We start from the raw sequence: 7,086 nt of genomic DNA on the forward strand, positions 1-7,086 counted from the left end.
TTCGAGACCACCGACGGCGCCTCCAACCTCATCGACTTCGCCCGCGCGCACCGGCCGATCTACCTCGCGGCCACCGTCGACGAGTACCGCCAGGTCGCCCAGATCGCCGCCGCCCAGGGCATCGGCGTCGTCAACGGCGGCTACACCTACGACGCCGAGCTCGTCCAGGCCCTCCCGCGCCTCGACCCCGAGGTCAAGGTGGAGGTCCTCCAGCCGAACGTCATCTCCGCGAACCTCGACCCGCTGCCGGTGGAGTCCGAGCTGGCGCTCCAGCCGTTCCTGGCCGCCGCCCGCGCCCGCCTCGACGGCGTGGACGTCGACGTAGTGGTCCGCGAGTTCAACCCCGTGTCCGTGCCCGCCCTGCTGCTGGACGACCGCGAGGCCCGCCGCGAACGCCAGCGGGCCGAGGCCGAGGCGAAGGCCGACGACCTGTGGGGCGGCATCCTGGCCTCCATCAAGCAGAACGCCGCGCGCGCCCAGCTCGTTCTCAACCACCGCAACCCCACCGTCCGCCGCGTCAGCGCCATCGGCGACCCCGAACTGGCCGGGACGGCGGTCGAATCGCTGTACGGGCAGGCGCTCCTCATGAGCCACCGGCCGCTGCGCGCGACCGACACCGCGCTGCTGAACCGCTCCTTCATGAACCTCCTGGAACACGTCACCAGGAGCTAGGGGCCCGTATGAACCCACCCGAACCCATCACTAGGAACTAGCATGTCGACTCCCGACCCGGACCAGATCTGGCGACTGCTCAACGAGGCCCGCTTCGAAGAGGCGAGCGAGGCGAAGGTCGCGGCCCTGGAACGGGCCGTCGAGGGCGCCGACGCCGTCGGCGACCCCGAGCTGGTCAACTACGCGCTCAACGGCCTGGTCGACGCCTACGAATTCTCCCGCGACTCCACCCGCAACCTGGTTCCCTTCGCGCGGCTGCTGCGCAACTTCGACTCCCAGCCCGAGCACTTCGACGCCTACCTGACCCGCTCGCTGTACTGGACGTTCAAATGGGTCGTCGACAAAATGATCGAGCAGCCCGACGTGCCCCTGGAGTCCATCGAGCACTGGCTGGAGGAGATGCGGCGCCGCTACGCCGAGGCCGGCTACTCCATGCACGCCCCCTGCGCCTACGAGATGCAGCTGGCGTACCACATCGGCGACTACGACCGCGTCGCCACCGCCATCGAGGCTCTCGGCGAGGCCGAGGAGGACGACATGTCCGACTGCGCCGCCTGCCAGTACACGTCCCTGGCCACCATAGTGTTCTACGCCGAGGAGGACAGCGCCGACGCGTGCATGGAGATGCTGGAGCCGGTCCTGGCCGGCGAGTACACCTGCGCGCACGAACCGCACTACGCGCTGGCGCTGTCGCTCATTCCGCTCGTCGAACTCGGCAAGCCGGGCGAGGCGCGCGCCAACCATCTGCGCGGCTACATGATGTGCAGGGGCAAGGAGGACATGGTCCGCATGATCGCCCTGCACGTCGAGTTCTGCGCCCTCACGGGCAACGAGGCGCGCGCCGTGGAGATCCTCGCCGACCACGTGCGGTTCTTCGACCTCGAACTCGGCATCATGGACCGCCAGCGGCTCATGGAGGTCACCGTCCTGACGTGCCGGCGCCTGGCCGCCCTCGGCTTCCCCGACACCGCGATGCCCGGTCCGGGCGGACGCGAGTGGACGGCCGCCGACCTCGCCGAGTGGGCCGAGGCCGAGCGCGCCGCCATCGTCGCGAAGTTCGACGCCCGCAACGGCAACGACCACCACTCGGACGTGTCGAAGTGCCTCGTAGAATCCACCCCCTACCCCGAGCCGGTCCACCTGGGGCTCAAGGAGATCAAAGCGAAGGAGCACGTCTCACTGCTGGCGTCCGAGCCGGTCGAGGGCACCGACCTCGACCTGGCCATCGACGCGGCCTACGCCGCCTACGACGACTGCTCGCCCGACACGTGGAAGGCCTGGCTGCGCGTCGGCGCCATCGCCGACTCCCTCGGCATCGAGCTCATCGCCGAGCACCGCGCCGAGATCGCCCACGCCGAGTCGGCCGAGGTCGACGACCCCGAGCAGATCGTCGCAGGACTCACCAGGGCCTCCGAACTGTTCGACGTGGCCGGGCAGCCCGGCCGCGCCCTCGTCGCCGATGCCTTCGCACTGCTGCACCTGGCCGGCACCGACCCCGGCCGCGCCCGCACCGCCGTCGCCGCGATCGTCGAGACCGCCCGCGCGCTCCGCGCAGAGCAGCGCATCGACGAGCGCAGCTTCCACACCAGCCAGGTGCTGTGCCTGCGCGCCGAGTACATCGCAGGCGACGCCGAGGGACTCCCCGACGACCTCGACGCGCGCGCCGCGGCCCTCGACGCCGAACTCGCCGCCCTCCCCGACCGCCGATACGCGCTCATCCGCCGCTGCGACCTCGTCGACCTGCGCGCCCGCCTCGCCGCCGACCCCTCGGCCAAGACCGCGCTGCTGCGCGAGGGCCTCCGGATCGCCCGGTCCGCCGACGCCGGCTGGGCCGTCGCCCGCGCAGGCGCCGAACTCGCCGACCAGCTCGCCCTCACCGGCGACTTCACCGCCGCACTGGAGACCACCCGCCAAGGCATCGCCGCGCTCGACGCCGAACCCGGTCAGAGCGTCGCCGCGAAACTCCACCTCCAGGCCGCCGAGTTCTCGATGCGCCTCGGCGACCACCCCCGCACCTACGACCACGCCCTCCAGGCGTCGATCCACTGCGACGCCGCCCGAATGACCGTCCCGGCCGCGATCGCCCGCCACCTCATGGGCGTCGCCCTCGTCGAGCAGGGCCGCCGCGCCGAGGCCGTGCCCGTCCTCGAAACCGCCCTCGCCGACCTGCCCGAGACCGAGGTGTGGCGGGTCTGCAACGTCCGCTTCAACCTCGCCGAGTGCTACGACCAGCTCGAGGACACCCGACAGGGCGTCGAACACGGCCTGGCGGCCTTGGCGCTCATGGAGGCCGCCGAGGACGACAACCCCGTCCGCCTGTACTCCGACATGCTCTTCCTCACCGGGGAGCTGCTGGAGAAGCTCGGCGAGCACGACCACGCACTGGAGATCTACACCAGGGCGATCGCCGCCGCCGAGGAAGTCGGCGACCTGACGTCGTGGACCCGCGTCAGCCGCGCCCGCGTGTGGCTGCTGCGCACCGTCTCCGGCGACGCCGCCTTCGGCGAGGGCCTCCAGACCATGGCCCAGCTCGCCGCCCGGCTCCACGCCGTCAGAACCGACCCGGACACGCCTGAGCAGCTGCGGGAGACCTGCCGATTCGAACTCGGCGAGACCTACCGCCAGCACGCCCAGCTGACGTTCCAGTTCCTGGCGGGCCAGGCCGGCGAGCCGGGACTGCGCCGCGAGGAGGCGGAGCCCGTGCTCGACCTGCAGCGCCGCGCGCTGGCCGTGTTCCGCGACGGGCCGCTGCTGCTGGAGCGGGCCGGCTTGACCGCGCACCAGACGATGTTGCTGCTCACCGAGCTCGGTGACGTGCCCGGCGCGATCAGCGTGGGGGAGGAGGCACTGACCTGGCTTGCGGCCCCCGAATACACCGAGGCTCGCGAGGGGTTCGAGCGGCATCTGGCCGATCTGCGCCAGGGGAGCCGATAGCACGCCGACCGGTGCGAGGTAGGCTTGCTCAGCGGTGGCCCTCATGACGACACGCACTGAACCGTACGTTTGCCAACCCGGTTCCAGCCCGTCGCAGACCGGATTGACCGGTCACCGAACTTTCGAACAGTATCTGTTCTGAGAACCTATTCGCAGTCTCACCGACCGCCAGCCGGATCGAGAGGAATCATCGTGTCCCAAGACCGCACCGACGCACTGATCAGCCTGTGCAAGCGCCGTGGCTTCGTCTTCCCCAGCTCGGAGATCTACGGGGGTACCCGCTCGGCTTGGGACTACGGACCGCTCGGCGTGGAGCTCAAGGAGAACATCCGCCGCGAGTGGTGGAACGCGATGGTGCGCGAGCGCGACGACGTCGTCGGCCTCGACTCGGCGGTGGTGCTCAACCGGCAGGTCTGGGAGGCCAGCGGCCACGTCAAGGAGTTCACCGACCCGCTCACAGAGTGCCAGTCGTGCCACAAGCGATTCCGCGCCGACCATCTCGTCGAGGCCTACCAGGAGAAGCACGACGGACGGGAGCCCGAAGGCGGCCTGAGCGATCTCGCCTGCCCCAACTGCGGCGCCCGCGGCTCCTTCACCGAGCCGCGCATGTTCAACGGCCTGATGAAGACCTTCCTCGGCCCCGTCGAGGACACCGGCAGCGAGCACTTCCTGCGCCCCGAGACCGCGCAGGGCATCTTCGTGAACTTCACCAACGTGATGACCGCGGCGCGCAGGAAGCCGCCGTTCGGCATCGCCCAGACCGGCAAGTCCTTCCGCAACGAGATCACGCCGGGGAACTTCATCTTCCGCACCCGCGAGTTCGAGCAGATGGAGATGGAGTTCTTCGTCGAGCCGGGCACCGACGAGGAGTGGTTCGAGTACTGGATCCAGCGCCGCTGGGACTGGTACACCGACCTCGGCCTGTCCGAGGCGAACCTGCGCCGCTACGAGCACCCCAAGGACAAGCTCAGCCACTACTCGAAGCGGACCATCGACATCGAGTACCGCTTCCGCTTCGGCGGCAGCGAGTTCGGCGAGCTGGAGGGCATCGCCAACCGGACCGACTTCGACCTGTCCACGCACGCGACCCACTCGGGCGCCGACTTGTCGTACTTCGACCAGGCCAAGGGCGAGCGTTGGACGCCGTACGTCATCGAGCCCGCGGCGGGCCTGACCCGCTCGGTGCTGGCCTTCCTGCTGGAGGCCTACGACGTCGACGAGGCGCCGAACACCAAGGGCGGCGTCGACAAGCGCACCGTGCTTCGCTTCGACCCGCGCCTCGCCCCCGTCAAGGCCGCCGTCCTCCCGCTCAGCCGCAACGAGAAGCTCTCACCGAAGGCGAAGGACCTCGCCGCGCTGCTGCGCAAGCGCTGGAACGTCGACTTCGACGACGCCGGCGCGATCGGCCGCCGCTACCGCCGCGCGGACGAGATCGGCACGCCCTACTGCGTCACGGTCGACTTCGACACCCTCGAAGACCAGGCCGTGACCATCCGCGACCGCGACTCGATGAAGCAGGAACGAGTGGCCCTCGACCAGGTCGAGCGCTACCTCCTCGAACGCCTTTAGTCGCTTCAGGCCCCGGGGCCGATCACGATCTCGTCGAGGTCGGCCCCTCGCGATGCAGTCCGTCCAGTCCGTGTCCCGGAGGACGATGGCGATCTTGAACGCGACTTCGAGTTCGGGCCGAGATCGGGGGCCGAGCGGACGTGCCGCGGGACGATCGAGGTCGAGTGAGGCCGCCGCCTAGTCGTTGTGGATGACGCAGTCGCAGTCGATCCACGCCGGGGTGTCACCGGCGGTGTGCGTGATGGAGTAGTGGACCTTGCTCTCGGACGCCCACAGCGTTGCGGGACTGGCGGGGATGTCGGCGGGCGGTCGCTCGCCGGGTGGGTCCTGTTCGCTCGCCTCGATCGAGGCGCTCTCCACTTGCTGGGCCATTGCGCTCATGCTCCTTTGTTCTACGAGCTAAACGCAGGAGAGCCTCACAGGGTTCCGGGTCTGAGAGCGGTCTCACAGCGCGCTCGCACGACCAGGGTAGCGCTCCCTTGCGTCAGCCGTGTATCGGAATTCGCACAGCCACGACGCAAGGGAGCGAGGTCTACCAGGAGGATTTCCGTATTCCCGGCAATTCACCCCGGTGGGCCATCTCCCTGAGTCGGACACGCGACAGTCCGAATTTCCGGTAGACCGCCCGCGGGCGGCCGTCGACCTTGTCGCGGGTGTGGAGCCGGACCGGGGAGGAGTCGCGGGGGAGGCGCTGGAGCCGCCGCACCGCCTCGGCCCGATCGTCGGGGTCGGTTCCCGGATGGGAGACGATCCGCTTGAGCTCGGCCCGGCGCTCCCTGTATCGGTCCACGAGCTCTTCGCGGCGGGCCTGCCGCGCGATCGCGCTCTTCTTGGCCATCAGCGTTCCTCTCTGAAGTCGACGTGCTTGCGCGCGACCGGGTCGTATTTTCTCAACGCCATCCGGTCCGGGTCGTTCCTGCGGTTCTTCCTGGTCACGTACGTGTAGCCGGTCCCGGCCGTCGATCGGAGCTTGATCACCGGCCGCACGTCGGTGCTCTTCGACGCCATCTCAGACCTTCTTCCCTTCCTTGCGCAGGCGCTGCACGACAGCCTCGATCCCGTCGCGGTCGATGATCTTGATCCCCTTGGTCGAGACCCTCAGCCGCACATGCCGTCCCTCACCGGGCAGGAAGTACCGCTTGGTCTGCAGGTTGACGTTCCACCGCCGCCTGGTCTTCTTCTTCGACCACGGCACGTTGTTGCCGAAGCCCGGACCGGCGCCGGTCACGTCGCAATATCGGGACATGGGTCGTCCTCCTTCCGAAGGGTTCATTATAATGACAATCGTTTTCAATAGATCGGAGGTCCCATGTCCCAGCTCGCCCAGCCCGGCGCCGACGCGGATCACGCCGCTGACCTGCGGCCGGCCCTGACCCTCCTCACCGGCTTCTCACCGGGCGCCACGCTCGCGGCCGCCGACATGCTCCTGGACGCCGACCCTTCGGTCCTGGTGGTCGCCCACGACCTCACCGAGCTGCTCGAACACGGCCGCCTGCGCCGGGTCGTCCGCGACGGCGGCGGCATCGTCGAGGACGATCGGATCACCCTCGACCACGGCTGCGTCTCCTGCACCCTCCGCGAGGACGTCCTCCCGACCCTCGTCCGCCTGGCCACCGAGAAGCCCGGCAGAGACCTCGTCCTGGCCCTCCCGCCGGCCATCGAGCCCGAGTCGGTCGCCGCCGTCTGCTCGTGGTGCCACGTCGACGGCAGGCCCGTCACCGACGCCGTCAAGCTCGACTCCGTGGTCGCCGTGTGCGACCCCGACGTGATCCTCCCCGCGCTCGACTCGGCCGACGACCTGTCCGACCGCTCCCTCCAATCCGCCGAGGACGACCCGCGCAGCGTCGCCGACGTCGTCGCCCGCCAGATCGAGTACGCCGACACCGTCCTGCTCTGGGCACCCGGCGCCGA

7 protein-coding genes and 1 pseudogene are annotated in these 7,086 nt (G+C 69.5%); 4 read left to right on the forward strand and 4 right to left on the reverse strand.

Features of this window, described 5'->3' with window-relative positions:
- The 3 genes and pseudogenes from L0U85_RS20020 to L0U85_RS20030 all read left to right on the forward strand — a co-directional run.
- Nucleotides 1–672, forward strand: a pseudogene (locus L0U85_RS20020) (HSP90 family protein); the annotation flags it as partial.
- Nucleotides 673–714: 42 nt separating this feature from the next.
- Nucleotides 715–3,606 (forward strand): hypothetical protein, encoded by a 2,892-nt coding sequence (locus L0U85_RS20025; protein ID WP_241379540.1) that lies wholly within the window; start codon nt 715–717, stop codon nt 3,604–3,606.
- Between the two features lie 192 nt (nt 3,607–3,798).
- Nucleotides 3,799–5,175 carry a glycine--tRNA ligase gene (locus tag L0U85_RS20030; RefSeq protein WP_241379541.1) on the forward strand — a complete coding sequence of 459 codons (1,377 nt, stop codon included), beginning with the start codon at nt 3,799–3,801 and terminating at the stop codon, nt 5,173–5,175.
- 177 nt (nt 5,176–5,352) lie between these two features.
- Here L0U85_RS20030 and L0U85_RS20035 read toward each other — a convergent pair whose 3' ends face one another.
- The 4 genes from L0U85_RS20035 to rpmB all read right to left on the reverse strand — a co-directional run bounded on the left by L0U85_RS20035 (nt 5,353) and on the right by rpmB (nt 6,421).
- Nucleotides 5,353–5,547: a hypothetical protein gene (locus L0U85_RS20035; RefSeq protein WP_241379542.1), complete on the reverse strand. Its 195-nt coding sequence runs from the start codon at nt 5,545–5,547 to the stop codon at nt 5,353–5,355.
- Between the two features lie 160 nt (nt 5,548–5,707).
- Nucleotides 5,708–6,013: a 30S ribosomal protein S14 gene (gene rpsN, locus L0U85_RS20040; protein ID WP_241379543.1), complete on the reverse strand. Its 306-nt coding sequence runs from the start codon at nt 6,011–6,013 to the stop codon at nt 5,708–5,710.
- Entirely contained in the window at nt 6,013–6,183 is a 171-nt protein-coding gene (rpmG, locus tag L0U85_RS20045) for a 50S ribosomal protein L33 (protein ID WP_241379544.1), read from the reverse strand. The genes rpsN and rpmG overlap by 1 nt, the downstream gene beginning before the upstream one ends.
- 1 nt (nt 6,184) lies before the next feature.
- Entirely contained in the window at nt 6,185–6,421 is a 237-nt protein-coding gene (gene rpmB / locus L0U85_RS20050; RefSeq protein WP_241379545.1) for a 50S ribosomal protein L28, read from the reverse strand.
- Between the two features lie 63 nt (nt 6,422–6,484).
- Between rpmB and L0U85_RS20055 the strand changes: the two genes are divergently transcribed.
- A partial coding sequence (locus tag L0U85_RS20055; RefSeq protein ID WP_277606105.1) for a GTP-binding protein occupies nt 6,485–7,086 on the forward strand: 602 nt, incomplete at its 3' end.

It is taken from the genome of Glycomyces sp. L485, from assembly GCF_022548875.1.
In the GTDB taxonomy this organism is placed as follows: domain Bacteria; phylum Actinomycetota; class Actinomycetes; order Mycobacteriales; family Micromonosporaceae; genus Glycomyces.